At 45.7% G+C, this 26,397-nt stretch carries 20 protein-coding genes; 6 read left to right on the top strand and 14 right to left on the bottom strand.

Going from position 1 to position 26,397, the window contains the following annotated elements; translation table 11 throughout:
- Positions 1-143 precede the first annotated feature (143 nt).
- The 4 genes from AC1DOV_RS17760 to cls all read right to left on the bottom strand — a co-directional run bounded on the left by AC1DOV_RS17760 (position 144) and on the right by cls (position 5,540).
- Positions 144-1,598, bottom strand: a complete 1,455-nt coding sequence (locus AC1DOV_RS17760; protein ID WP_477511230.1) for a catalase — start codon at positions 1,596-1,598, stop codon at positions 144-146.
- 161 nt (positions 1,599-1,759) lie between these two features.
- Positions 1,760-2,587, bottom strand: coding sequence for a winged helix-turn-helix transcriptional regulator (locus AC1DOV_RS17755; protein WP_477511231.1), 828 nt, complete (start codon positions 2,585-2,587; stop codon positions 1,760-1,762).
- Positions 2,563-2,958 carry a Fur family transcriptional regulator gene (locus AC1DOV_RS17750; RefSeq protein WP_477511232.1) on the bottom strand — a complete coding sequence of 132 codons (396 nt, stop codon included), beginning with the start codon at positions 2,956-2,958 and terminating at the stop codon, positions 2,563-2,565. Before AC1DOV_RS17750 ends, AC1DOV_RS17755 begins: the two co-directional genes overlap by 25 nt.
- Before the next feature lie 1,133 nt (positions 2,959-4,091).
- Positions 4,092-5,540, bottom strand: a complete 1,449-nt coding sequence (gene cls / locus AC1DOV_RS17745) for a cardiolipin synthase (protein ID WP_339205444.1) — start codon at positions 5,538-5,540, stop codon at positions 4,092-4,094.
- A gap of 205 nt (positions 5,541-5,745) precedes the next feature.
- Between cls and AC1DOV_RS17740 the strand changes: the two genes are divergently transcribed.
- On the top strand, positions 5,746-7,062 hold the full coding sequence (locus AC1DOV_RS17740) for a deoxyguanosinetriphosphate triphosphohydrolase family protein (protein ID WP_441874662.1): 1,317 nt from the start codon (positions 5,746-5,748) through the stop codon (positions 7,060-7,062).
- A gap of 158 nt (positions 7,063-7,220) precedes the next feature.
- Here the strand turns inward: AC1DOV_RS17740 and AC1DOV_RS17735 are convergent, their stop codons facing one another.
- Positions 7,221-8,192 (bottom strand): nucleoside hydrolase, encoded by a 972-nt coding sequence (locus tag AC1DOV_RS17735; RefSeq protein WP_441874661.1) that lies wholly within the window; start codon positions 8,190-8,192, stop codon positions 7,221-7,223.
- 73 nt (positions 8,193-8,265) lie between these two features.
- Here AC1DOV_RS17735 and AC1DOV_RS17730 point away from each other — a divergent pair, with 73 nt between their 5' ends.
- Positions 8,266-8,421: a DUF1540 domain-containing protein gene (locus tag AC1DOV_RS17730; RefSeq protein WP_076266302.1), complete on the top strand. Its 156-nt coding sequence runs from the start codon at positions 8,266-8,268 to the stop codon at positions 8,419-8,421.
- 93 nt (positions 8,422-8,514) lie between these two features.
- Here AC1DOV_RS17730 and AC1DOV_RS17725 read toward each other — a convergent pair whose 3' ends face one another.
- A complete protein-coding gene (locus AC1DOV_RS17725) occupies positions 8,515-9,402 on the bottom strand; it encodes a M15 family metallopeptidase (RefSeq protein WP_477511234.1) in 888 nt (295 codons plus the stop codon).
- Between the two features lie 340 nt (positions 9,403-9,742).
- Between AC1DOV_RS17725 and AC1DOV_RS17720 the strand changes: the two genes are divergently transcribed.
- Positions 9,743-11,605 carry an LTA synthase family protein gene (locus tag AC1DOV_RS17720; protein ID WP_339205448.1) on the top strand — a complete coding sequence of 621 codons (1,863 nt, stop codon included), beginning with the start codon at positions 9,743-9,745 and terminating at the stop codon, positions 11,603-11,605.
- Between the two features lie 76 nt (positions 11,606-11,681).
- Here AC1DOV_RS17720 and bcp read toward each other — a convergent pair whose 3' ends face one another.
- The 5 genes from bcp to AC1DOV_RS17695 all read right to left on the bottom strand — a co-directional run bounded on the left by bcp (position 11,682) and on the right by AC1DOV_RS17695 (position 17,146).
- Positions 11,682-12,152: a thioredoxin-dependent thiol peroxidase gene (gene bcp / locus AC1DOV_RS17715; protein WP_339205449.1), complete on the bottom strand. Its 471-nt coding sequence runs from the start codon at positions 12,150-12,152 to the stop codon at positions 11,682-11,684.
- A 14-nt stretch (positions 12,153-12,166) separates the two neighbouring features.
- Positions 12,167-12,847 (bottom strand): VOC family protein, encoded by a 681-nt coding sequence (locus AC1DOV_RS17710; RefSeq protein ID WP_477511235.1) that lies wholly within the window; start codon positions 12,845-12,847, stop codon positions 12,167-12,169.
- 1 nt (position 12,848) lies between these two features.
- The gene (locus AC1DOV_RS17705; RefSeq protein ID WP_477550637.1) at positions 12,849-13,907 is read right to left on the bottom strand and encodes an asparaginase; all 1,059 of its coding nucleotides are present in this window, start codon (positions 13,905-13,907) and stop codon (positions 12,849-12,851) included.
- A gap of 222 nt (positions 13,908-14,129) precedes the next feature.
- Positions 14,130-15,461 carry an ABC transporter substrate-binding protein gene (locus tag AC1DOV_RS17700; protein WP_477550636.1) on the bottom strand — a complete coding sequence of 444 codons (1,332 nt, stop codon included), beginning with the start codon at positions 15,459-15,461 and terminating at the stop codon, positions 14,130-14,132.
- Positions 15,462-15,595: 134 nt separating this feature from the next.
- Positions 15,596-17,146, bottom strand: a complete 1,551-nt coding sequence (locus AC1DOV_RS17695) for a helix-turn-helix domain-containing protein (protein WP_477550635.1) — start codon at positions 17,144-17,146, stop codon at positions 15,596-15,598.
- A 196-nt stretch (positions 17,147-17,342) separates the two neighbouring features.
- Here AC1DOV_RS17695 and AC1DOV_RS17690 point away from each other — a divergent pair, with 196 nt between their 5' ends.
- Positions 17,343-17,954 (top strand): PadR family transcriptional regulator, encoded by a 612-nt coding sequence (locus tag AC1DOV_RS17690; RefSeq protein WP_477550634.1) that lies wholly within the window; start codon positions 17,343-17,345, stop codon positions 17,952-17,954.
- Between the two features lie 71 nt (positions 17,955-18,025).
- On the opposite strand, the gene AC1DOV_RS17685 is transcribed toward AC1DOV_RS17690, so the two are convergent.
- Both AC1DOV_RS17685 and AC1DOV_RS17680 read right to left on the bottom strand, forming a co-directional pair.
- A complete protein-coding gene (locus tag AC1DOV_RS17685) occupies positions 18,026-21,241 on the bottom strand; it encodes an MMPL family transporter (protein ID WP_477550633.1) in 3,216 nt (1,071 codons plus the stop codon).
- A gap of 27 nt (positions 21,242-21,268) precedes the next feature.
- A complete protein-coding gene (locus AC1DOV_RS17680; protein ID WP_076266311.1) occupies positions 21,269-21,709 on the bottom strand; it encodes a MarR family winged helix-turn-helix transcriptional regulator in 441 nt (146 codons plus the stop codon).
- A gap of 229 nt (positions 21,710-21,938) precedes the next feature.
- Here AC1DOV_RS17680 and AC1DOV_RS17675 point away from each other — a divergent pair, with 229 nt between their 5' ends.
- On the top strand, positions 21,939-22,502 hold the full coding sequence (locus tag AC1DOV_RS17675) for an FAD-dependent oxidoreductase (RefSeq protein WP_441910110.1): 564 nt from the start codon (positions 21,939-21,941) through the stop codon (positions 22,500-22,502).
- Positions 22,503-22,658: 156 nt separating this feature from the next.
- The gene (locus AC1DOV_RS17670; RefSeq protein WP_477550632.1) at positions 22,659-25,295 is read left to right on the top strand and encodes an EAL domain-containing protein; all 2,637 of its coding nucleotides are present in this window, start codon (positions 22,659-22,661) and stop codon (positions 25,293-25,295) included.
- A gap of 108 nt (positions 25,296-25,403) precedes the next feature.
- On the opposite strand, the gene AC1DOV_RS17665 is transcribed toward AC1DOV_RS17670, so the two are convergent.
- Positions 25,404-26,321 carry a hypothetical protein gene (locus AC1DOV_RS17665; protein WP_477550631.1) on the bottom strand — a complete coding sequence of 306 codons (918 nt, stop codon included), beginning with the start codon at positions 26,319-26,321 and terminating at the stop codon, positions 25,404-25,406.
- Positions 26,322-26,397 lie beyond the last annotated feature (76 nt).

The raw sequence follows: 26,397 nt of genomic DNA, 5'->3' as shown, positions 1-26,397 counted from the left end.
TGACGGATTGTGATTTCTCACAGCTGGAGGTTACTTTTAAGCTTGCTCATGGCTTCTAGTGGATTTAAGAATATGAAGATGAGAAACACAGAAACACGCATCTTTAGCGTGCTTCTGTCATCATGTTCCCATTTACTTTTGAATTAGCTCTGAGGTACAAACTTCCTGATATCAACGCCTAGCGCTTGCGAAAGCTTCATGCCTAATTCGCGATCAGCCCGGAAGAAGTTGCAGATGGCGCGAAGTCTTATATCATCGTTTGTTTGCTCCAGCTCACCAGTCAAATTGGCGATTAGGTTTGCTTGTTGTTCTTCAGGCAGTGAGCGATAGCGCTCGCCCGCTTGAGTGAAATCGTCAGTTTTGTCGATTTTTTGGCGGCCAGCCTGTCCCTGAAGAGGTACATAAGAATCCCCGTAAGCCTTTGCTTCCTTTGGACTCTCTGATGAGCTATTAGGTTCGTAATTCACTGGAGAAGGATTTGCATGCATCGTCATTGCACCATCTCGTTGATAGTTGCGAACAGGTGCATACGGGCAATTTACTGGAATGTGTAGATAGTTCGCTCCAAGGCGGTAGCGCTGAGTATCCGGATAAGAGAACAATCGGCCTTGCAGCAATTTATCCTCCGATGGCTCGATTCCTGGTACAAGTGTGCTTGGCGAGAAAGCCGACTGCTCAACCTCTGCAAAATAATTTACTGGGTTGCGGTTCAACGTCATCGTGCCTACCTTTTGCAACGGATACATATCCTCCGGCCACACCTTCGTTGGATCTAGTGGATCAAACGCATACCGTTCCACATGATCGACAGGCATAAGCTGTACATGAAGCTCCCATTCTGGGAAGTTGCCGAGTTCAATCGCATCATGTAAATCACGTGTCGCATGGTTAAAGTCTTTGCCTTGCATCACGCTAGCTTCCGCTGCTGTAAAGTTTCGTACTCCTTGCAGCGACTTCCAATGGTATTTAACATAAGTCGGCTTACCATCATCATTAATCCATTTGAAGGCATGAACGCCGAATCCGTCCATTTCACGATAAGTAGCAGGCGTTCCGTCATCGGAGAACAACCAAGTGAGCATATGCGTCGATTCTGGGGAGAGCGTCATGAAGTCCCAGTAGCGCGCAGGCTCTTGGACATTCGTATTTGGCGCTGGCTTGAGGGAATGCACCATATCAGGAAATTTCATCGCATCTCGAATGAAAAATACCGGCAAATGGTTTCCAACAAGATCATAGTTACCTTCCTGCGTATAAAACTTTACCGAAAAGCCGCGTGGGTCGCGCGCCGTCTCCGGCGAACCTGTTCCGTTAATAACCGTTGAAAAGCGCACAAATACAGGCGTTTCCACTCCCTGCTCCTGCATAAAAAGAGCCTTCGTATGATCCTTCATACTAACTTCCGTACGAAATACTCCATGTGCGCCTGCTCCCCGGGCATGCACGACACGCTCTGGAATACGCTCCCGATCAAAATGCGCAAGCTTCTCAAGCAAATGGTAATCCTCTATTAGAGTTGGTCCACGCTGCCCCGCTGTGCGCGAGTTTTGATTATCGCCAACCGGCGTGCCTTGGTTCGTTGTCATATAGTTTTCCATGATAGCACCTCATCGATCATTTTATATATTTAGACTTGATCTAAATCCATAAAACAATCTTATCGAATCAACGGTCAACTGTCATGAAAGCCTAATGAATGAAAAATGAATATTTCATGAACCACAGCATGCTGGTGAAATAAAAATGATGCACTTACTCCTTAGTCACGAATATCCGCTATCCGGTAGCCTACACCACGCACGGTAACTATATATTTTGGCGCTACGGCGCTATCCTTTAGTTTTTTGCGCAAGCTCTTAATATGAGCATCCACCAAGTTGCTGCCTCCATAGAAATGCAGCCCCCAAACGGTATCAAGCAAAGATTCACGCGTTAGAACGGAACCGTCCGATGTCATGAAATGCAGAAGCAAATCATATTCCGTCTTGGTAAGCTCAATTCGCTGCCCCGCCCGATCAACGGTCATTTTTTTGAGATCAACTGCAATATCTTTAAACACACGAATGTCGCTATCCGCCTTCGCAGCTGCTGCTGGCTTATTCAGAAGCATACGGTTGATTTGTTTTATCGCTTGCTCAGGTTTAGCCGGCCAGACTAGCAGCTCAGATGCGCCAAGGGCAAAAGTTTCACGGCTATCATACGATTTTTGATCCATTAAAATGAGGACAGGAACCGCATGCAGCTCAGCCGCTTCCACCAGTTCTGCACCTGCTTGCAGCGTATGGCTCGCGGCAGCTTGAGCTACAGGAATCGCATCAAATACGAGCAGCTCTGGCTGCAAGCTTTGGAGCATGCTTTTATTGAAATCATGCAGTGAAAACACGTCAAAGCATTCGGATGAAAGCGCGACAAGCAAGCTTTTGACCCTCTCTGGCAACGGACTAATAATCATGACCCGCTTCGTGATCGAGCAAAGCATCCCGTTTTGCAGCAACTCTTCCTCTGAATAGCCAGCGGCTGCACTCTGGTCGAGCGGCATGTTCCCGTTCAAATAATCGTTGTTCATTGTGGTTGTTTCGTCGCGCATTGATCACAAACCCCCTCTAATACAACTTGCACATGCTCGATCTTGTATTTCGTCTCTAAAGCGACCTTCTCCATCCACTCACTCGGCAAGTCGGTCAATACTTCATCCACGCGCCCGCATACAGTACACACAATATGCTGATGTTCATCCGTCCGAGCGTCATAGCGGCTAACCGTTTCTCCAAGCTTCAATTCTCTAATGAGACCCACATCTGTCAAATAACGCAATGAGTTGTACACGGTGCCGTAAGCGAAGTTGAAGCCTTTGCCCCGAAGCCGGTCAATGACATCGGCCGCCGTCGGGTGATCATGGGCTTGCTGCACAACTTCAAAGATGGCCTTGCGCTGTATCGTTAAGTTAATTTTATTCATAAAAAGATCATTCCTTTTACTACTGATTTTAGACTAAGTATAAATTGAAGGTCGAATACGGTCAACCTCACAGGCTTTCCTTTATCCTCCTTATTCCAAAAGGCGGCTCAAAGCCACAACCAATACTTGTCGAATCAATATGGAAACTCATTAACTTCACACAGAAGCCACACGAACTCTGCAAAAGCGCCTCGCGAAAAGTTGTAACGAACTCCAGAAGTCTTATTTGCTTCAATTCCACACACTTTCAAACGTAACGAACCCAGATAACCCTATTAGCCTCCAATATCAATGATTTAACTCATTTTTGAGCATATAGCGCTCTCTAAGTTCGTTAGAATTCAGATTAAGCCTAAATCATTATAATAACGACTTCTAAGTTCGTTAGAGGCAAGCATGAACTCCACTCATCATTAACTTCGACTTTTACGCTCATTACAAAAATGGTGACGGTCACAAAAGTTACTGTTTGAGGTGTATGAAGTACAGGTTGAACGCTGGCGGGCAAAATAGTCAATGTTTTGTCGCGTTTACAGCTCAAGCAACCATTTCTACATCCCCTACCATCATGCGCAACTTCCACTCACCATGATCAACAGCTTACACTACCTTAAGATGTACATACTCCCACCTCACACGCAAAATCACACCTAAAAAACAACACAAAATTTTTTGTCGAATTAAATAATCTGAATATTTACAAAATTCAAATAAAGGTGTATACTAAGCCTATCTTAAACGAGAGGGGATAGCCCATTGAAGTAGGTTAGCGATGCATGTCTCATAATCTCGGGAAGGAGCATTCAATCACTGCCGGACATGCTGGGACAATAGCGAAGACGGATGTAGTCGATCATTTGGATGAGATGTACTTACAAGCAACAAGGATTTGAAACAAATCGAAAGGAAGTTGATCGAGGTCAATAAAATTAGGATCGAAGTCGATAGGGTTTGTAACAAATTCGAAAGGACGAAGAAGAGGCAAACAGCGGATTGGAGCGTTAGAATAAATTGAATAGTTCTCTACCAAGCACGTGAAGGGCTTCTGGTTATCTTAGATAAGCAGAAGCCCTTCTTATGTGCGTCTATAGGATCGGACTGATTTGCGTCTATTGAATTAGACTGATGTTCGTCTATAGAATTGGACTAAGCAGCCTGGAAATCGATTCTTTCAATCGATTGATGATTGGACGATTAGCATAAACTTGTTCCGTTAACTGCGTGCAATGTTTAACATCATCTTCAAAAATGCGTTGCAGCTTCGCCGATGTCTGCGTATCATAGATAAACGCATTCATCTCGAAATTAAGCTTAAAGCTGCGAATATCGACATTGGCTGTTCCAACGGACGCCACCTTGCCGTCGATGACAAGCGTTTTTGCATGAAGAAAGCCTTTCTCGTACATATAACATTTCACTCCGCCTGCGAGAAGCTCTCCCAAATAAGAATGAGTTGCCCAGTATACAAAGAAATGATCCGGCTTGCTCGGCAGCATAATACGTACATCTACCCCGGACAGGGCAGCGATCTTCAGCGCGGTCATCAAGCTTTCATCCGGTACAAAATATGGCGTTTGCAAGCTGATTGTTTTCCGAGCTGAGTAAATCATTTTGATATAACCATTTTTAATTTGCTGATATTGCGTATCCGGGCCACTCGCTACAAGCTGCATGCCAATCGTTCCCGTATCATCGCTCATAATTGGGAAATACAGCTCGTTAAGCTCAATTCGACCGGAAGCCGCTAAATTCCAATCCATCAGAAACTGCGCCTGCATCTGCAGCACGGCATTGCCGCGAACTCTAAGATGTGTATCCCGCCATTCGCCGAAATGCTCGTTTAATCCTAAATATTCATCACCGATGTTGAAGCCGCCAATATAACCGACTTGTCCGTCAACGATAACGAGCTTACGGTGATTGCGATAATTGATTTTTAAATTCAAATAAGGAATTCGCGAAGGGAAAAACGCCGCTTCCCTGCCGCCTGCTGCAATCAACTCCGCAAAATAACGCTTCGGCAAGCTTGAGCTTCCTATATGATCGTACAAAAACTTGACTTCTACGCCCTCCGCCGCTTTCGCTGCCAGCGCCTTAACCAATCTTCTGCCAAGCTCATCGTCTCGGACGATATAATAAACGAGATGAATATGATGCTGGGCTGATTCTATATCCTTAAGCAGCGCATCAAACTTTTGATTGCCCTCCGTGTAGATCTCAACCGCATTATTGCTCGTATATACCGCATAGCTCGTTTTCAGACTCATATAGATCATGTCTTGATAACTTCGCATCGCCGGATCATTATATACAATTTCATCTTCTCGCAGCTGGCGCATTTGCCTCTCGACCGTATGCTCGATAATGCGCTGACTATCGCCCAGCAGCTTATACAGCTTTCTTTTACGTACCTTCTGCCCTAATATTAAATACAAAACAAAGCCGAAAACGGGGATGAAAAAAAGAATCATCAGCCAAGCCCAAGTTGTACTTGCGCTGCGTCTCTCTAGAAAGATAACCGTAATCGCCAAAAAAATGTTTAGCAGCATAATAATTGCAGATGCATTTTGCATTATGACCATCCGTATTATAGCACCTCAGTTTTATGTTAAAGCTAATGCGATCATACTCCAAGCACGGTGTATGTTCAAGCCTCATTATATGCTACAATTCAAGCAACAAAGCATTTTTCCTAATTTAAGACGTAAAAAAACCTATCTACAACATGTACTAGATGAGTTAATATATTTCAATACTACCCGCATAAACGGCACTGGAGGACTTACGATGGACATACGCAAGCTTAGATTGGACGAGAAAGCGCTCGGTACTTTAAGCGAGGAGCGAGATGAGTATGAACGAGATTATGCGAGACTCATTCAATCTCCCGCCTTTCGCCGCCTGCAAGGTAAATCACAAGTATTTGGCGCAGGTACGGGCGATTACTATAGAACAAGGCTAACTCACTCTCTCGAAGTGTCGCAGATTGCACGCGAGGTTGCTCGCAAGTTAGGCAAACAATATGATTTCCTTGCGCGCAAAGAGCATCCGGGGCTCATATTAGATCCCGCTGTCGTCGAGATTGCCGCGATCGCGCATGATTTGGGTCATCCCCCTTTTGGACATAAAGGTGAAGAAGTGCTCAACCATTTGCTCATGGAGGAGTATGGCATACCATACGAGGGCAATGCGCAAAATTTTCGAATATTGATGTTTTTAGAGAAAAGGGCAGGAAGCGGAAGCGGCCTTGATTTAACTGCAGCTGTCTTGCTTGCTATTAATAAATACCCTTTTAGCCTCAGTGAGCCTGGCCGTCTAAAAGGGCTTTACAGCACAGAGTGGGGAGAGATTGAACAGCTACGCCATTTATGGAAAATTCCAGAAGGCTGTTCAACATTGGAAGCACAGCTCATGGATTTATGTGATGACATCGCTTATTCCACACATGACATCGAAGACGGCATACGTGCAGGTAAAATCCAAATGAATCGCACTTTCTTTGAAGACAGCAGACTTATCGACCATGTTGTTCAGGAAATTGTCGAGGATAAAGGCAATACCGGAATCGGCTGGGGAGAGGTCGATATCCCTGCGATGGTGAAACGTGTACTCGTCTCCTATTTCGAGCAGTGGCAGGAGCTGTATGTAAGCTGTGATCGCGAAGCCTCGCGCACAAGGCGGGAGATGAAAGCGCGCTGGGTCAGCTTGTTTGCAGGCAAAGTCGGCATTATAGACGATACATCGCGCAGCTGGAAAAAGGTCACGTTCGTCAACAATGGGCAACAGGATATCGAGTTGCTCCGCACGATGGAGATTTTGAAGAAGCTTGCATGGGTGACCCTCATTAAGGATTTCCGTGTTCAGCGCTTGCAAATGCGCAGTGAAATCATGATAAGACGGTTATGGGACAGTTTCAAGGTTCAAGAATCTGGTCGCCTTATCATTCCGCCAGACTGGATAGAAAATTACGAGATCCATAAGAACAAATGGAGCTGGCCGCGATTTGTTGCGGATTATATTTCGGGTATGACCGATGCTTACGCCGAGAAGGTGTACGCCGAGCTTTATGCCAGCAAATCAGGTTCAATTTATGAAATGGATTAAACAAGCTAAAACGCCTTCGGCGTCCTTCTGACGCTGAAGCAGCTTAGACGGTGAAATATAAGATAAGGATGAGAAAATAATATACTTTCTTATATTTTAAAAAAAGCGCAGCCCTTGAATGAGTGTAACTCATTCGAAGCTGCGCTTTTTGTTATGGTTTAGTCTTGCTTAACATTGTAGCTAACCGCACTTGCAGAAAGGTCCGTAATATAATCGAAGAATCGAACAGGATCAACATCATAAACAAGGCTGACCGGGCGACCGCCTTCCACTTCCACCGTACGGCCCTGGCTAGGTCCATCCTTAATCACGCCGCTGTGTACCGTCTTAATTTCCACGAGATCCGGGTTGCCGACAACAGCTGTCGTTAGCACATCCCACAAATAATATGTCGAGTTCGTCTCCATATAAACAAGTGGAGGACATGCAGCATAACATTGACCGACAAAATCTAGTCCTTCATGCTTGCGAAGCGATGCCCAGCGGTTGCGTACATCCATCGTAAGAGGTACTTTGTTCGTGCTCTCAAGCGCAACAAGCAAAATCGGAATGCTGCTTGCCCATACGCGGTGCATAGATTCAGGGTCCCAGAAGGCATTCCATTCTGCGGTTCCGTCATGCTCAGGCTCTTGAACGTTGCCCTTCTCATTAAACGTGCCGCCCATCCATACAAGCTTCTCAATCTTTGCTTCCACATCCGGAGCTTCATCCAGCGCTCTTGCTAGATCCGTAAGCGGACCTGTGAACAGCAATGTCACCTTCTCATCCGATTTGCGAAGCTGTTCAATCATATGTTGATGCGCTGGCAGCGCAGATACTTTCGTGTTAATCGTTCCTGATTCATTCAAAATAGGCAGCGCGTCCACAAAAAACGTATGCATACGCCATTCAGCAGGGAATGGGTTTACACCGCGTGAATTTGATCTAGCCACTTCAAGCGATTTATTTTTGACAGGGTCGCCAAAGCGGTCAATGATTTTGCTGCTGGCTTTGCTGCCAGGCTCCAAATAGCCGTCGGCTGGAATAACGGATACCCCAAGCAGTTCAACATCTTTCATTTGCAAAAGAAGAAAAAGCGATACCAGGTCGTCTACACCGGCGTCATGATTAAAATAAAGCTTAACTCCCATATCTATCCATCCTTCCTGAGTATAAAACGATATATCGTTTGTCCATCCTATATAGAGAGGAGGTGAATTGTCAATGGCTAAGGATGTACTGTGCGAAGTGAATTCATGCAAGTTCTGGGCAGCAGGTAATCACTGCGGCGCCTCTTCTATTTATGTGGTCAGCAATCGCGGCAAGCAAGCCAGCAACTCCGAAGAAACAGATTGCAAAACGTTTGAAGCAAAGATCTAACGAAGGGCATTACCAATAGTAAGCAGCGCAAGCGACTATCCTTTATGAACAATAAGGCTTGTCCGAATACAGCTTGCGCTGCGCTATTGCTTCTTATTTTGTAACAGGAACCGCGTCAAAATACTCTTCCAGCACTTCTCCGCTCTTCACCATCTCAGTGGCCACATCCACACCTACATACCGCAAATGCCAAGGCTCATATTGATAGCCTGTAATCTTTTCTTTGCCTTCCAAGTAACGAATGATAAATCCGTACTCGTGCGCATACTTCTCAAGCCACTGCGCTTCCTTTGTATCTGCAAAACAATCGGCAGCCGCACACTTGCCGTCACTACCCGACACATCGATCGCCAGTCCCGTTTCATGCTCGCTTGTACCAGGTAGCGCGCTATAAGTTCTTGCCTTTTCGAGTCCATCCCTCTTTACATAGCGATCAAAGAGCGTTGTTTGCGTCCTATGCGAGCGATAAGCGGATACACCGGCCAACTGGATGTTGTCTTCCTCAGCGGCTGCAAACAGCTTCTCAAGCGCTGTAGCTGCATCCTGTCTCATCATGCGTTTTTCAATTTTCTCAGCAAATATAAACCGAACCTCAGGATAAACTAAATCCGTGGGATTGTATTCCTCCGGAAGCTTGTGCTGCTTATTCACAAGCACCGCGATATCCTCTGGTTTGGCAATAACGACCATTCCATCCTCAGTCTGCTCTGCTTTTCCTGTTCCAGAGCCCTTGCCGTTATTGCTTGAATCAGGCTTATCCGTAGCTGTTGGCTGTCCATCTGTTGGAGTTCCGCCGCTCGGCTTATCCGTAGGCTCAGAACCTATGCTGCCCGACACTTCCCCGCCGTTAGCGGAACCATCAGCGGAAGCTTGCTTTGGCGGAATCGTGGTTGTCTCATCCTTATTAAATAAAGAGTAACCAAACACCATTCCTGCGCATACAATAATAAACAGCAGCAGCCTTCTTCTTCTTTTTTTCATGATAAGCCTCCAACATATTTTTTTACATATATTTCATGTAATTATACTTGTAACCATGGTTTGTCTAATAGCATCTAATTAATAGACTACTAAATCAGCAATAATGTTTCAATCTAATAGCTTGGAAATGTTGTAATGAATAGGAATAAACAAAAATCCTAATAAATTTGTTTTTTACAATAAATTATGATTGGACATGGAGGAGCCTTTTGCCTTTTGACATTCGACTATAATTAGGAGCATAATGGATAAGAATTTACAGAACGAACGTATATTATGATTAGCGGCCTGGCTGCCTCTGTGAGATGGCCAGTTTTTGCTGTGAAAGGTAGGCGGTTATATGACATTTTTAACTCCAAAACGATTATTAAGCACTCGTCCCATCCTTTTCTTTTCATTTATTATGCTTCTCAAAAGCTATCTGGCTTGGATGGTCATTTTCGAGGATGGTTTTTCGTGGACTACTATTTTAAAAGAAATTCCGTTTGTCCTCATTGTTTATTGTCTCATAGAGTGGTTCGCTTCGAAACGTAAACTTATTTACTATTTAATAGCAAATCTAGTAATGACACTCATATTATTTGCCGTCATTATGTATTACAAGTATTACGGTGTTATTGTAACCTATCTCGCTCTAGAGCAGGTAAACCAAGTTACCGCGGTTAAAAATAGCGTATTTTCACTGATGGACCCTTATTACTTGCTCATCTTTATCGACATTATCATTATGGCTGTTCTGTTGTTTAGACCTAAGAAAGCCGTGAATTGGAAGAAACAAAGCTCCGTTAAGGAAAGCAAACGACTTGTCCTTGCCCTGTTCAGCATTTCAATTGCGCTTTGCTTGTTCAACATTTTGCCTAACCGCGCCAGCATGAATGAGATCGTCAAAGCGGAGCAAATGGGCATACTCAATTACGAGGCTTATATGATTTTCAAGAACAAAACGATTGACTTTGTTGATCCAAACCATATCACGCAAGAAAAAATCGATTCCGTCAAAAAGATCGAAACACCTGCCGCTCCGCAGCTGTGGAAAACAGCAGCAGGCAAAAACGTCATCATTATTCAAATGGAGTCATTTCAAAACTTCCTCGTCAACTTGAAGATTGACGGAAAAGAGATTACGCCTAACATTAATAAGCTGGTCAACGAAAACTATTACTTCAAGCATTTCTATCAGCAAGTCGGCCAAGGTAATACATCCGATGCGGAATTCGTCGTGAATACGTCTTTCTATATTCCGCCACGCGGCGCGGCAACGATGATTTATGCCGACAAAGAGCTTCCGAGCTTGCCGAAACTGCTGAAAGCAAACGGTTATGACACAACTACGTTCCATACGAATGTTGTTGAATTCTGGAATCGCGGCGAGCTTTACAAAGCGCTTGGTTTCGACCGTTACTACGATCAGAAGTTTTTTGGAGATGAAGATACCGTATTTTTTGGTGCTTCCGATGAGCAGCTTTACAAGAAAACAGCTGCTGAAATGTCACGCATGAGCGAGAATGGCAAACCATTTTATTCCCATGTTATTTCGATGACATCACATCACCCATTCACCATTCCTGCTGACAAATACAAAATGACGCTCCCTGAGCGTTATGAGAAAACTTTTGTTGGTGACTATATCCGTGCACAAAACTACGCTGACTTCGCACTTGGCGAATTCATTGCAGATTTGAAGGAACGCGGCATTTGGGACAACAGCTTAATCTTGTTATACGGTGACCATCTCGGCCTTCCAGTATACTCGCTGGATCGTGATGACAAAGCGCTTATGGCTGAAATTTATGGTCATGAATATAGCTACACCGATATGATCAACATTCCGCTCGTTGTTGCATCGACAGGCGTAACAGAAGGCAAAGTATTCGATCAGCTTGGCGGTCAAGTTGACGTATTGCCTACGATCGCGAACATGCTTGGCATTTCCTTGGATGATCATATCCACTTCGGCCAAGACTTGTTTAATCAGTCGTATAACGTATTGCCACAACGTTATTATCTCCCGACTGGCTCATTCTTAAGCAGCAAAGAGCTATTCATGTCAGGCAGCGGATATGAGGACGGCAAGCACTATTCCTTAGCCGGAGACGGCATTACGGAGCAGGCTGCGACAGAAGATGAGTATCAGCGTGCATTAGAGCTCCTCAACTTATCTGACAGCTATGTTAGCCAGCTGCCTTCTTGGAAGACCAAATAATAATAAAACTAAAAGGCTCCCCTTGAAGCGTATATCACGCTTCGAGAGGAGCCTTTTTTTTTCGCAAATGACAAAGCTAGCTGCTTTTTACCGCTTCAAGTACTTCCTTCACATGTCCATCCACACTTACGCTGCGCCATTCCTTAACAAGCTTGCCCTGTTCATCAAGCAGGAAAGTCGATCGCTCGATACCCATAAATTCCTCACCGTTCCAGCTCCGCAGCTTCCATACGCCGAACAGCTCCGAAACCGTATGCTCGGTGTCAGACAGCAATAGGAATGGCAGCTCATGCTTGTCGACGAATTGCTCATGAGAGGCAAGATCATCTGGGCTGATTCCGATTACCTCTGTGTTGTTCGTGCCGAACTCGCCGTTAAAGTCACGGAAATCGCATGATTCAGTCGTACAGCCAGGCGTCATGTCGCGCGGATAAAAATAAATAACGAGCTTCTTGCCTGAGTAATCTGCAAGCTCAACTTCTTTGCCATTGGATGCTTGCAGCTTAAAATTCGGGACCTGGTCCCCTACTTTTAAATGTTCTCCCATCGTTGAATGCTCCTCTACTTTTTATTTTCAATCAACAAGCCTTGCTCGCCTTCCACCAAGTACAGCTCACCCAGCCCGCACACGGTCACATGAACCGGGAAGCTCTCTGCGGTTTTGTTCGTAAAATGCCAGCGTCTTCCTTTTCCAACCACTATAAATATACCATTATCATCGCCGATCGGATTGAAATTGTCATTGCGCGTCCTATAGGTCATGATGCCAAGCTCTGCAAATTGATCGACTGCTGTAGGAACGTCGCTGGTCGTTATGCCAATTTCACTGATACAGAGAATGTCTTGCTGCGGGTCAAAGGTACGCTCAACACCGTTATCCATCGTATGGCGGGCAATCAGCTCTAAAATATTACCCGACGGGTCTTCAAAATAAACAGAATGCGAGTTCCATGATTCACTATACGACACATCCTGACCTGCCTCCGTACCGATTGGAACAAGTGCTTCGATCCACTTTTTTGCTTCCTCAAGCTTATTCTCTGGAATCGTAAAGGCAAAGTGATAACAATACGCTTCAGCAGCTTGATCACCAGTCTCTTGGAAGGTCAGCTCGCTCCAGCCTGCCTGAACAGTAAAGCTGTCCTTCTCAGAGCGAATAACCGGCAATGCCAGCACATCCCTATAAAAAGGCAAAATGCTTGCTGCTTTTTCTGTCAAAAGCACCAGCTTTTCTATAATCATTTTACACCTCGTTATGTTCGTGATACAAAACACTTTCCGTTACGAAAGCTTTTGCCTGTGCTTTATCATCATATAGACCATATGCGAGCATGAGCTTCGTTATTGCAGCCTCAACCGACAGCTTCTCAATTACAATGGCACCCGCTTCAATAAGGCGCAGCGACGACGAATATAGGGCTGCCGAACGATCTCGGATCGGACATATGTATACATCGATGCCAAGCTTTTTACAGTTTGCAATAAACGCAGGAAGCGAGTACGGCCCTGCTTCTATTGCGCTTGCTGTACCCGAATGATGCAAATCATGGAGGATCGCCTTCGGCCGAATCGTTGTAAAATCATACAGCGAATAGTTCAAGCCCGGATATGGCCGAATATAGACGATGCTGGAATCGAGCTTAAGGGTGTCCGGCTCCCATGCAAACGACGCTTTAGGCTTAGTACTCAGCGCTTCCGGTCTTGGATTTCTCTCATGGTCCAGCCAGTTGAAAACTCGGTCTGCCATCTTTCCGTACGGCACGCCGTAGGGGCTGCCGAATTGATCCGTAAAGGACATCGCTTGCGTAACTCTAGTTGCTAAGTAAACAAGTGCATCCCCTTTGTCATCCTCGTAAACGACAAATACGCCCGGCAGCTGTGCATCCACTACAAAATTGATTGCATTTGCAAAATTACGGCGCCCATTGCTTCTTTCATCGGCAACCGGGTAATTGCTGGCGGTCAGCACAATTGGAATTTTTGTATCTGCGAACAAATAACCGATCATCGCTGCGCTATAAGCCAGCGTATCCGAACCATGGGTGATGACTATCCCAGCATACGAGTCGGTATCTATCCCATGGACAGCCTCTGCAAGCGCGATCCAATCCTCGGTCGTCATATTTTCACTTAACAAGTTAAGCGGCTGTATCGCATCAATTCTAACATCATCGTGCTGCTCAGCACTGTTGATATAATCATCTATAAGCGAATAAGATCCCGCGTCATTAACATCGATGCCGTTTCCCTGCTTTTTGCTTCCAATGGTCCCGCCTGTAAAAACAACCAATAACTGCTTCACAAATGTTCCTCCTTATTGTCCTGCAATCGCTAGCCAGCGATAAAAAAAGATAACTTCTACTATCGTATATGCGTCTCTACACTCTGGTCAAGGCACAAGCCCTATCCTTACATGTTGCCCTGTGCAACTCGCTTCATACGAGATCACATCGCCTATTCATCCAATTAAAAAAGGAGGTGCTGGGCATTTGCAACTCACATGCCTACAGCATCCTCCATTCATTTAATCTCGCTCCTGTTTTCCTTGCTTCCGCCAAAAATCATCGAACTGCTTAAGCAATTCCTCCGTAGAAATGACATTCAACAAATGTTGTCGACCCAAATCCGTTCCCATTTGAAAAAATTGACTGTAATTTTTATAATAGCTCGGTTTTCTTACGCCCTGAAACCGATCGGGGTCATTTGCCATCAGCATATAAGGGGCATACGGCCCTGTAGAATACTTTTCCTCTTCAATCGTATTGTTATAGATGGATATAACGCCTGAGGCATCAGCAAAGGCGCGATTGTTCTCAATCGAAGACAAATAGGAAATGAATTTCCAAGCCTCATCCTTATGCTTAGACTGGGAAGCAATCCCCCAGCCGGCTGCACCAACGTTGTAATGAGAGATCCCATCAGGCCCTGTAGGCAAAGGGGCTGTTGCCCACTGGCTGCTCTCCAGCTTTTCCTTGATCATCTCTATCACGTCTGAGTCTTGGATAAGCAAAGCCGCATTGCCGTTCACAAATGCTTGAACCTGTTCATTAAAGCCCCAATCTATGGACGCAGGATCTGAGATCTCTGTATAAATCTTCTTGTAAAGCTCAACAGCCTCTGCTGCCCGCTTGCCTGAGAATATCGTCGAGCCATCCGTATTAAACATGGAATCGCTTATATCGACGTTCTCTCCGTTATAGTCCTGAACGATTGAAGACAACGTATTAACGGCACCACTGCCTCCGCGAAAGGAAAAGCCGTATATCCTCTCCATCGGCTTCGTCAATTGCTTGCCGACAAAGAAGAGCTGCTCCCATGTTTCTGGCACTTGCAGCGCCTTGGCATCGAACCAATCCTTGCGATAATAAAGCTGCACTTGATAAAGACTGCTCGGAATATAATAAGCAACATCGCCTGCATCTCTAGACATCAGCTTTGCATTATTGTTAAGCAGCATATAATTGCTCCATGATGAAATATAACTCTCCAAGCTGGTTATCAGACCACTTTCCGCAAGCTGATGTACCGTAACGTCCCGCACCTCAACAATATCAATCGCTTGATTCTGCTCCAGCATCGTCAAGATCGTCTGATCAGCGGTCTCGTATTCTGATGTCACTCTCACAATCTCAATGGTTGGATTGTCGAGTTCAAATTGTGCAATTAATTTGTCTAATTCCACTGTCCGCAGCGGCGTCATTAGGCTCTCAACAATTTTTAAAGTCACCTTATTCGGAGCTGGTGTCTGTTCAAGCGGTTCCGAACTATTTGGATTAAGCGTACAACCGCTTATGAAAGATATTATGATAATTAACGAGAGCGGGTATAGTGCTTTGCCCATTTGAGTGAGCTTCATAAATTCCCTCCCGATCAAAAAGTAATGATGCATAACCATTACTTTCTTTATCGGCTACACGCGCTTCAATCAATACAGCTGACCTCTTCTTTTTTTTCAAAATACCACAGATAAAATGGAACGAGCGCCCTCATTTATTGCGCGTAACTCATCAAATGCCTCACTGTCTCATCGATAAGCCCATCGTGGACGGTCGGATTATAGTTCAGCCGGTCGTGATAGCCAATAAAGATACATCTTCTACGCGCATCCTTTTCCCTCAAGCGGCGCCAGCCCTCCTCCAGCTGGTTGCAATAATCACGGGAAGCCTCCGCTGGTACGAGGAAGAGAACGCTGCTGCAGCCTAGCTCAGCGATCTCCCTTAGCGAGCTCGTATCAAGAAATCCGATCTGGTGTGCCGACTTCGGATAGGTCATTTGTAGATCGTCATAAAAAAGGTCCTTCATCTTGCGGCGGCGCGGGCCAAATATTCGAAAGCCCGTTTTTCCGGCATGAACAATTAAGATAGGCTCATCGCCTAAACTGTTTTTGAGCTGCTCACGCGCGTTTTGCACCTTCATCTCATAATAGGACAACCAGCGCTCTGCTACGGTGGACAAGCCTAATGCATTGCTTATCTCAAGCAGCCGCTCCTTCCAGGAATAAGCCTTCCAATCGAGCATTAGAACCGGAGCGATAGCCGAACATGCCGCGTACATTTCCTCATCCAGCATACCTGCCAATATGAGATCCGGCTCCGCTTCACGCAGCTGCTGGAGCACCCGTTCATGCTGATGAGTGCTCAACCGAATAAAGGACAAGCAAGTAGGCATTCCGATAGCTGATAGGTCGCCCGCGAACACAGATACAAGCGTGGCTACTCGTTTCTTCGCAAGCTGAGCATATTCCGTAGGAGCCAGTCCCATATGTTTCTTAAACAGCCGGCTAAAATAGTACTCGTCAGGATAGCCGACGGAATGGGCTACGTCGACGATGGAAGAGGACGTACCCGAGAGCATGCGCATAGAAGCATCGAGCCTCAGCTTGGTCATATATTTAAGCGGTGTAAGTCCTGTATAACTGCGAAAGGCTTGATAAAAACGGCTTGTACTCACCCCGGAGGATCTTGCAAGCTCCTCCATATCCATCGGTGTGCTTAATTGCTCAATCATAAATTGCTTGGCTTGCTCGACGTAGCCAATTAAATCAGCTTCAGTCTCTCTCGGCTGCTGGACGGACTGAATGAGCGCAGCGACCATTGCATAAAGCTGTGATTGCAGCTGATAGTATAAAACCACATCATCAGTACCGCAGTCGCTTTGAAAGTCCTGAAGCCAGCTTCTCGCCTGCGGCAGCCTCAGCAGTTTTAATCCCATACTGTCTCGGTAAGGGAGCATCTCCGCGCCTGCTGCTGTCGAACCGCTTCGGAAGCGAATAAGTACGATTTCAGCTAGATGGTTGCCCTCATTAAGCAGCGTACATTCACAATGGGACGGAATGAGAAACAGCTCACCGCCAACGGCTTTTTTAGTCGTGTGCTGCCCCTTCTTCACAATGGAAACCTTTATTTTATGTTGAAGCACAAACGCAAAGCATTGCTCCTCTCGATTGTTCAACTGCATATGGTGCAGCGACGGGAGCTTAACTTCCTCCGTGCCAATATAGAGCATTTCACCGTACTTTGTTTGATTCGGTTGCTGCGACATGCGCGCTCACATCCTTAATAAACAATATTATTTTATAAATTGTAAATAATAATAATTATCATTGTCAATGCTGTAAGTAGAGTAAGCTTATTCCAAATGACAGCTGATGAGCGATCCCTTATGTTTCACTTCACCCTCAAGCATTGAAAAACAGAAGCTTTCCTTATCATAAAGATCGAGGTGACTTAACTTGAAGATGTCTACTAATTATGTTTCCAAAGAGCATCATCAACATAGCAAGGAAGAGCCTAAAGTCAATCCGCGCAGCAGCAAGCGTTATTTTGGCCGCGGCGGCGTGAAGGCTGCACTTATGAAGCTCCTCATCGACCAGCCAATGCACGGCTACCAGATGATGAAGGCTTTAGAGGAGCAGTCTGGCGGACTTTACGTACCCAGTGCCGGCTCCATTTATCCCACGCTTCAGATGCTTGTGGGATCCGGCTTCGTCTCCGTTCAGTTAGAGGATGGCGCCAAAAAAGTCTATAAAATTACCGAGCAAGGCCGTGCAGCATTGCAGCTGCTTCCTGAAAAAACAAGGCATAATAACGCCGAGGGCGGCAGCCCGTCACCAAAAGCCGAATCGTTCCGAAATGAGAAAATTCGGATTAAGCTTGGATTATCGATTGAATCCTTTAATCTGCTTAAGCTGGTAACACGCGCCGAACAAGAAGCATCCGCGAGCAAAGAGCAAGCAGAAGAGCTGCAGCGTCTGTTAACTGAGCAGCAGCAGCAAATCAGCGCCTTTCTCGATGGGTCCGTGCAAAATGCGAATGCAGCTATGGTTCCATACGAAATGGCAGGACGTTAAGTAACAAGAAAAGGGTTATCGCATAGGTCTTTGTCATGCACCAAAGACCCTGGATAACCCTGCTTTATTAACTAGTGAGTTGAATCATGCGAAACATGATGGCCCTTAAGCGTTTGACCGCTATGCAAACGATCCGTTTTCTCAGCATCCTGTTTGCGTCCCATAAACGGCCACCAGTTAGCAGGACCGAAAGTGCGTACCATAACTGGAATGAATAATGGAAGCATCAACAATGCATAGATGAACAGTCCACAAAGCACAATAGTTGCAATTTGCAGAAGTGACATTACTCCTGAAGGAAGCATCGCTGCGAATGTCCCGCCTAGAATAACAGCTGCAGACATAATTACCGTACCCATGTTTTTCATCGCTTCCAAAATGGCTTCCTGAGGCGACAGATGGCGGTATTCTTTAAAGCGATCCATCAAGAAAATACTATAATCAATTCCTAGTGCGACGAGCATGACGAATCCGAAAAATGGAACCGCCCAGCTAATGCCCGACTGCCCAAGCAGCCTTACGAATATGACCTCTGCAATCGCCATCGAGGAATAGAACGTAACGAGAAGCGATGCGATCATATAAAGCGGCATGACGATCGAGCGGAACAAAAGGATAAGGATAATTGAAATGCCGATGAGCATGAGAATAACCGTACGCGAATAATCCGACGCTGAAATATTGCTCAAATCGTTATTCATACTTGTTACACCGCCGACAGCTACCTGTGATCCGTTATAATCGGTGTTTTGAATCGCGCGGTGAACAGCTGCTTCCAGTCCGTCGATTTGCGCCATCGTTTCCTGTGCATACGGATTGCCTTTAAATATGACATCGAACTTCGCTGTTTGGCGATCCTCCGACATATACACATTAAGGGCAGCCTGAAATTCCTTGTTCGCAATGGCTTCCTCTGGAATATAAAAGCCCGTCATTTGCTTATTCGGCGATTCCGCTAGACTATTCAAATATCCGCCAGCGGATGTGAGTCCATCGGTTACCTTCGATAAGCCGTCAACGCTTTGATCCAAACCGCCGGTCAATTCGCCCAGCTGATCGTTTAACGATGCAAACCCTGCCTGCAGTTCCTTCTGACCATCTGATAGTTCATTAAAGCCCTGCGTGACACCAGGCAGCTTCGATACAATTTGACCTTGGCCTGCGGCTGCCTGCTCAATTCCTTTTTGCAGCTCTCCAAGTCCTGCAGCAAGCTTGCCAAGACCCGAAGCTAGTGCCGTTTGCCCTTCACTTGCTTGCAAGAAACCGGCATTTGCTTGTGTCATTCCCGCTGAAATGCCTGTTAGCTGCTCATTAAGCTGAGACAACTGCCCGCTGATTCCTGCTGCTCCTTGCTGGAGATTTCCAAGAGCAAGCATGGTTTGTTTAAAAGTCTCATCGGTTTGCAGCTCTGGGTGACTTTCCTGAAGTGCAGTCAGACTTTGCTGTACGCCGGATAACCCGCTCGCAAGCTTCTCCTGTTCAGATGCAATCGCGCTATATGCACCTGTAAGCTGACCAAGACCGCCGCCTAGCTGCTCGTAGCTGCTAAGCAATTTACGGCTCGCGCCTGCCAGCTGCTCCGCACTCGCCTGCGCCTGCTTCAAGCCCTCGCTAAGCTCTCCCGCACCTGCAGATCCATCCTGCAACCCTTGCTGAATCTTCTTCAAACCTGCGCCAAGCTGTACAATCCCAGCCTTCAGCTCATTCGTACCATTAACGAGCTTACCGGCGCCGTCAACAGCTTCATTTAATTTCGGCTTATTCTCGCTTAACGCGCTGCTTGCCTCGGAGAGACCATCACCGATTTTGCCCAAGCCTTCGCCGCTTTGACCAAGCCCACTCTCAAGGGTGGTAACTTGATCTGCCACGAGAAATTGCTCCATTACATCACCTGTCGGACGAGTTGCACTGCGAACGGCCTTGATGCCTCCAGAATTCGCAAGCTCGCGGCTGATTTGCTCTAGTACAGCAAGCCCCTCAGGTGTGTCCATCGGTTTATCAGCTTTGACCACAACGGTAGTAGGCAGTGAATCACCAGGTCCAAAGCTATCCGCAATAATGTTGAACGCTTTAACAGAGTCATATTTATCGCCAATCTCATCCAGCGAGTTAAAAGAAATTGTGCCTTTATACGCTGTAAGGAAAGGTACAATAATTACTGCCAAAATAACGAGCGCCCACAAAGGGCGTTTTAGTGAAAACTTACCCACTGTACCCCAAAGCTTGCTCGGCTTATGCTCAAGCGAGCCTTTCGCCGGCCAAAACAATTTTGTACCCAGCACCGCCATAAAAAACGGCACGATCGTAAACAATGCGATAAGCAGTACCGCTACCCCGACTGCAACGGCTACTGCCGAGCGGTAAAGCATAAACGTTGAGAATCCGATTGCAGAGAATCCCACCAACACAGCTAAGCCAGAAAATAATACGGTTCTTCCCGCAGTGCGGTAAGTTTGAACAATCGCTTCTGTCTTGTCGCCGCCGCTATGCGTCAACTCTTCCTTGAAGCGGCTAATGAGCAGGATGCAATAGTCTGTGCCGATCCCAAATAATACGGCAACTAGGAAAATTTGCGTGAAGTTGGAAAGCGGAAAATCAAAATATTTGACTAAAAACGCAATAACGGATTGTGATATTAAATAAGTAAATCCAACGGCCACTAGCGGTACGAGCGGCGCAATCGCAGAACGGAATACAACAAACAAAATAATTAAAATAAATCCAAGCGTAATAAACTCGGTTTTCTTAAGCCCTTCCTGCGAGCTTTGTACAACATCCTCAGAAATAAGCCAGTTTCCTGTATAATAATGCTCTACCTTCACATCTGAAATCGTCTCATAGAGACCGTCTCTTAGCTCAGCAAGCTCACGGTCGCCAGCCTCGACATTCACAAGAGCAAGGATGGTGCTTCCATCCTTCGATACCATTTGCTCCTCAAGCTCTTTGGTATCAAAATGAGTCGTCACGGAGAGAACCCCAATAGCCTCGCCTTTGCTCTTCAGCTCATCGATTCCTCTCTTTACTTCCGCTAAATCAGCGTCCTTCAGACCGCCGTCCTTATGGAATACAAGCACGGTAGGCATTCCGCTGCTGGCGCCTGCATTATCGCCTCCGCCAATCGATTTCTCCAAGTCCCTGGCGACCGACGAAGAATATCCATCAGGCACGTTGATTTGCCCTTTCGTACGAACAAGCTCTTCCATATTCGGCGCGCTGAGCATTAAACCTACGGCAGCAGCAAGCCACAATATAAGAACAAACCATCTAAATTTCAAAACGGTTCTCATCTTTGTTCCCCCTCAAATATAATAAAACTATGGATTCATCATTTCTTTAGCAAGCTTCTCGAAGGTTTCGATAAAACAGTTCGCTTCCTGCTCTTCAAAACGATTAATGTATTTGGCCAGCAGCACTTGTATCTTATCCTCCATGAGATCGCAAACCTGCTTGCCTTCCTCGGTTAGCGCTAAATAGATGACCCTGCGATCCTTCTCATCTGGAAATCTTTGAATTAAGTTTTTATCAAATAATCGCGTAATGATCGCGGTTATTGAGCTTTTCCCCACGCAAAAAATGTCCGCTAATTCGGACGATGTGCTCATTTCCTTCGAATGCAAATAACGTAGTGTCGCAAACTGGTCTACCGTTAGATCATCTGGCATTAACTCGCGGATCATCGCATTTAGTCGACGGTTTACAAGAAAATTAGCCGCTTCGTAGCGATCGATGAGTTGTTTCAATGATGCTCGATCCACACTGGTGTCCCCCTTTTTATGTAGTTTCTAAATATCCACGAAATTAATTCTATTATGAAACAGTTCGATAATAGAACTATATCAAACGATTTTATTTAAAACAACGCCTTAATTTAGAATATATTGTGAACAGATGTGTACAAGAGAAGGACAAGCTATTTACTTTTTTCAAGCTGCCGTTTATATACTAGTGAAGTAATCAAACCAACCATTATTGGAGGTATGTCGTATGTACGATATCGTTATTATTGGTGCTGGTCCGGCTGGAGCAAGTGCAGCCATTTTTACTGCAAAAGCAGGCAAAAAGACGCTCGTGTTTGAGAACAACAAAGGAATGACAAAACGCGCTTGGTTCGAGAACTACTACGGAATTTCAGAAATTGGCGGCCCCGACCTTGTGGATACAGGCAAACGACAGGCTGAGAAATTCGGAGCAGAGTTCAAGGAGGAAACCGTACAAAATATCGTTACCATCACTGACGGCCTGCGGGTGGAAACAGACGGCGGAAGCTATGAAGGAAGGCATGTACTTATTGCAACAGGCGTTTCGACTGAGCTGGCTGAGCATATCGGGATCTCTACAAAACCGGGTACCGAGCCTCGTATCAAAACCGTTATTGCGGTCGACGCGGCTGGTAAAACGAATATTGATCACATTTGGGCGGCAGGAACGGTTGCTGGCGTAAGCGTGCATGCAGTCGTTACTGCAGGGGATGGGGCAAAAGCTGCCATTAACATCATTAGCGAATTAAACGGCGAACGTTATGTGGATCACGATATTTTAAAGGTTTAACAGTATCTTCCTGAAACAAAAGCAGGATATTAGAAAAAATTGTCGAATAACAGGGAAAATAATCAAACTCTTTTTATGTTCCTATCCTTGTCAGGGTGCTTCGGCACCCTTTTATTTGAACGTAAAAGGTTTTGTCACACTTCCAGGAGGCCGACGGTGAGCAACCCATTGTTTCAGCAGCACAACAAACAATTGACGATTGCTTTCGCATTTGCCTTATGTGCGCTTCTTGCGCTAATCGCCGAGTCGAACCATTTTCAATTTTTGTATGGCATTACCTTTTCATTAACGAGTCTATTTACACTTCTTGGCTTGCGATTATTCGGTTACTGGCCAGGACTCTTAATGAGCGCAGTTGTCCTATTCCTAGGCACTTTTTTATTAAAGCAGCCCCTCTTTCATTACATCATCCTTATTGAAGCTGCCTTTATCGGCTTGCTTCTTCGCAAATACAAGAATCAACTGTTTGGGATTGACGCCGTTTTCTGGGTTCTAGTCGGAATGCCCGCTATCTATTGGTTCTACTCCTTTCATTCAACGCTCATAACGCAGGATTTGCTTCTTATTGCAGGAATTATTGCCATGAATGGCCTATTTAACGCACTGTTCGCTGAGATTATCTACCAGTACATGCCACTGCGCAAATGGAGTGGGTTTGCCCGCTCGCAGCAAGGACCAAATTCCTTCAGCAAGGTACTGTTTCATTTCTCCATCGGTATCGTATTCCTTTCGTTTTTACTCAACATTTTCATTAACAGCTTGAGCTCCATTAAAGAAGTAAGTCTATATGCCGAGCGAATCTCCTCGATCGAAATCAATCGCATTTCAGAATCATTGGATAAATGGCAGGCGGTTAGCACCGATCTAGATAAGCAAGATCAGATTGCTTTCCTTCAACTAGCCCTTGGCAAACATTTCGGGAATTCTATCATATCTGTGACGAACGCCGACCATAAAGTTATTGCATCCAGCGCGCCTGAGACTGTAGGTGAAATGCTTGATTTCTCCAAAGAAAGCAGCATTACTCCCATGAACAAAAAAGCGTATTTAGTTATGCCTGACGTAAAAAAATACTCTTGGCATTTCCAGACCTGGTATGATGGAAATTTGATATATAAAGATAAACTTCAGGCATCGGATTGGCTTGTTTACGTTGACTTTCCCATTAAAAATCATCAAAAATATTTGTTTACCAAATATTTCATTCATTTTGTTTATATGATCGGGCTTGCCTTTTTTGCCGTCATTCTAGCGTATCTCATTAATTGGTGGCTCTCTCGCAGTTTAACTCGGTTAGCGAAAGCAACAACGAACCTTCCGCTGAAGCTTCAGGAGATGAACACATTGGAATGGCCACGAAGCAGCATTGTAGAAATTCATTCATTGATTGCAAATTTCAAGCATATGTCAACCAATCTTATTCACATGTTTCAAGAATCGCAGCGAAGCAACGAGAGGCTGGAGGCTCAAACTTATTTATTGCAGCAATCGGAGGAAAGACTGCATCAGCTTGCCTATTACGACATGCTGACTGGTCTGCCGAATAGGCTGCAATTCACACTCCATTTTCAAGACATGATAACTATGAACGCTGCTATGAAAAAACCGATAGCCATCATGTTCGCTGACATCAATCGCTTTAAGCAAATTAATGATACGCTTGGACATGCTGTAGGTGATATTTTACTCGGCAAGGCAGCAGAACGCTTCGGAGCAGCGGTGTTTGATGAATGCAACGTCTTCCGATTGGGTGGAGACGAGTTTGTATTTGTCGGACAGTATGAGAATGAAGATGAACTGGCTGCAAATGCCCAAGCCGTCGTAGATTCCTTCAATGAGCCTTTTATGATCGACGAAACGCTGCTTTATTTAACCGTTAGCGTCGGCGTTAGCGTGTACCCGCAGGATGGCGGCGATATGGATACCATTATCCGAAACGCCGATATTGCTATGTATAGCGCCAAAGAGCAAGGTGACGGCTGCTACCGGTTTTTCAAACCAACGCTGGTATCCGCGATGACAGAGAAGATGCAGATCGAGAACGGGCTTTATAATGCGCTGCAAAACAAACAGTTCTCGCTACATTATCAGCCAAAAATAAATGCTGCAACCGGCGAGCTATGCGGCATTGAAGCGCTCATTCGCTGGCGTCATCCCGAGCTTGGCATGATTCCGCCCGATAAGTTTATTCCACTTGCCGAGCAATCCGGTTTTATATTAGATATTGACAGCTGGGTCTTCCATGAGGCCTGCCGGCAAAATAAAGCTTGGCAGGATGAGGGACTACAGCATATATGCGTCTCAGTGAACATTTCAGCAAGACATTTCTACCAAGGAAACTTATCTGAAATGATCGTCAAAGCGTTAAAGGACACCGGCCTTGATCCGCAATATGTAAGCCTTGAAATTACTGAAGGTGTATTTATGCGGAATATGGATCAAGTGATCGAGACCATTCTTTTCCTTCGGGGGCTTGGCATTCAAATATCAATCGATGACTTTGGCACGGGTTATTCATCCTTGAATCAGCTGCAGCGCCTGCCTATATCAGACGTAAAGCTGGATCGTTCCTTTATTCAAGGCATTACGAATGACGAGAAAAAATCATCGATCGTCAAAGCAATTATTGAGCTTGTACATAGCATGAATATGAAGGTTGTTGCAGAAGGCGTGGAGACAATTGCCGAATCGAATTTCTGTACGGAGCTGCAGTGCGATGAGCTGCAAGGTTATTTATTCAGTAAACCGCTGCCGCCACAGGAGCTGGCGCTTCTTCTCGGTAAGAATGAATAAGCTATACAACAGACATGAAGGAGCTGCCTCAAGGTCATAGACCCGGAGCAGCTCCTTCATCTTTTTAAAGTCTACACTGACTTATTGAATATTTTGCCTACAAAACTGTTATGCAGTTGGAGCTGGTGTTGCTGCTGCGGAGGTATCCGTTGTGGATTCACTCTTCGCTGCATCGTCACTCGGACGTTCGCCACGCGGTCCTTTTCCGCCATGTCCACCCTTGCCATGGCCTCCGCGCGCCGGGATTTCTCCATTTACATGTTTTGTTGCACGATCGACAGCCTCAGCTAGCTTCGTATCATATTGCTCCTGCGTAATCGTTCCCGCTGCCAGCTCCTCCGCCAGCTTCGCTTTTTGATCCTTTACCTGCACGTCAATGATCACTTGGATCGCAACACCCTTCTCCTCAGCGATTGCCGCCAAGGTCTTGCCTGATTCAAGCTCCGTCTTTAATACATCTGCCGTTATGCCTAGCGCTGCAGCTATGCCATCTACGTTTTTCGCAAAGCCGCCTCCTCTTTCACCACCGCCGCCATGCTTTCCAAAACCTAATCCTTTGGAATCAAGCAGCTTCTCCGCCTGTGCAGCAGCATCCGGCTTTGCTTGCTGTTGTCCAGTTTCTGCAAGCTTGTCTGCTTCTACTTTTGCGTCAGGTTTCGGATTAGCTGCCTCAGCTGCCTCCAGCCATTCAACAAGCTTAGTCTTAAGATCAGCTCGCGTTTTCCCGCTCGCGACTGCAACCTCTGCCAGCGTTGACGTTTGCAGCTTAGTCTGAAGCGCCGCTTCATCGAGCCCTAAGTACGTTAGTAACTGTTCCTGTATTTGTTGAAAGCCGCGTCCGAAACCGCCATGTCTGCCTTCATGATCCTTCTTAGCTGCGCTGCTATCTGCTTGTGCACCTTGCTCTTGCTGCGCCTCGCTGCTTGCTGCTGCCGCATTTACATATTGGCTAGCCCATAGGCCTCCGCCCCCTAAGGCAAGCGTTAGCGCAATAGCACCCGCTGTTATAGCTTTTGCTCTCTTCATTGAATATTCCACCTTTCACTTTCAAATTTGTTGTTACAAGACCTAGCATAGACAATAAAACTTAAGCCTCCTTTAA

Source organism: Paenibacillus sp. 01T47 (assembly GCF_056398245.1).
This window is presented reverse-complemented; position numbering and strand designations above follow the sequence as displayed.